This window comes from Mycoplasma sp. AC1221, assembly GCF_054353815.1.
Genome location: NZ_JBTHHH010000031.1, coordinates 1 through 1,234, shown reverse-complemented (window position 1 = coordinate 1,234; position 1,234 = coordinate 1). Strand labels below are relative to the sequence as shown.

Sequence of the window (1,234 nt, the reverse complement as noted above, 5' to 3'; positions counted from 1 at the left end):
AAAGAAAGGAAAGCAATGTCAAGGCATTTTAAGAAGGAAGAATTTGATAAAATTTTTGAAATTTATTCAAGTGAAGGAACCGAAAAAGCTTTATATTTTATGAAAGAAATCGAGCCAAAATTAATCTTTATTAAATCAACAAGTTTAAGAAATAGATTGAAAAAAATTGTTTCATATTATAATTTAAATATGGAAAATCAATTATTAACCAAAAGTGGTTCACAAAGAAAACCAGGTTCTGGAAGACCGAAGAAAGACAAGAAATCTAAGGTTCCAAATTTTGAAAAATTTACCAGACAAGATCTAATAATTATCGCAACTCGATATTATGAAATAGCAGAAAAAATGGATAAGAATCAAAAGAAAAACGAGACTCAGCAATTAGAAGACTTATCACAAACTAAGACAGCAGAAATATTAGATGCAACTAGACAAACTATCTCGAAATGAAAAACAAATTCAATAAGCAAAAAGGAAGAAAAATACGAGCAGTACCGAGAAATAATCCTGAAAGTTTTTTACGAAAACAAGCAAGTTTATGGTCGTGTAAAAATGTCTATTGTATTAAGAGAAAAATACGGAATATACATAAATTACAGGACTTTAGGAAGAATAATGAAATATTTAAATGTAAAATCTTTTGTTCGTAATAAGAAAAAAGTTCGTGAAAAAAAGAATACAAATTTTCAAAAAGAAGATCTAGTTAAAAGAGATTTTAATGATAAAGATTCTAGAGGAATCATCGCTACTGACGTAACATATATCCCTGCTCCTGCTGACCTAAAACTTTTCCAAAACCATATATTCTTATCTGCAATTATTGAACATAAAACTAAAAGAATTTTAGGATATTCAATATCCACCAAAAATGATTTAAAACTTGTTATCGATAACTTTAAAAACATTAAAGATTTTAATCGTGATTCTTTTATAATCCATTCGGATCATGGATATCAATATACTTCAAAATACTATATTGATATGATAGAAAGAAAGAATGGAAAAGTTTCATTTTCAAGAGTTGGTAATTCTTTGGATAATAGAGAAATCGAGTATTGATTTTCTTGCTTAAAATCTGAATGACTAAAAAAGGTAGATTATTCAAAAATTACTTTCGATGAATTAAAAAAACTAATACACCAATACATAATTTGATATAATACAAAACGAATTCAATCTGTTTTAGATTGAAAATCACCTCAGCAATATGCCGAGATGATACAATGTTAATTTT

Annotated in this window: 1 protein-coding gene; it reads left to right on the top strand. The window is 26.6% G+C overall.

What is annotated here, in order from left to right:
* Positions 1–15: 15 nt before the first annotated feature.
* Positions 16–1,230, top strand: a complete 1,215-nt coding sequence (locus tag ACXYRK_RS04155) for an IS3 family transposase (protein WP_458618259.1) — start codon at positions 16–18, stop codon at positions 1,228–1,230.
* Positions 1,231–1,234: the final 4 nt, after the last annotated feature.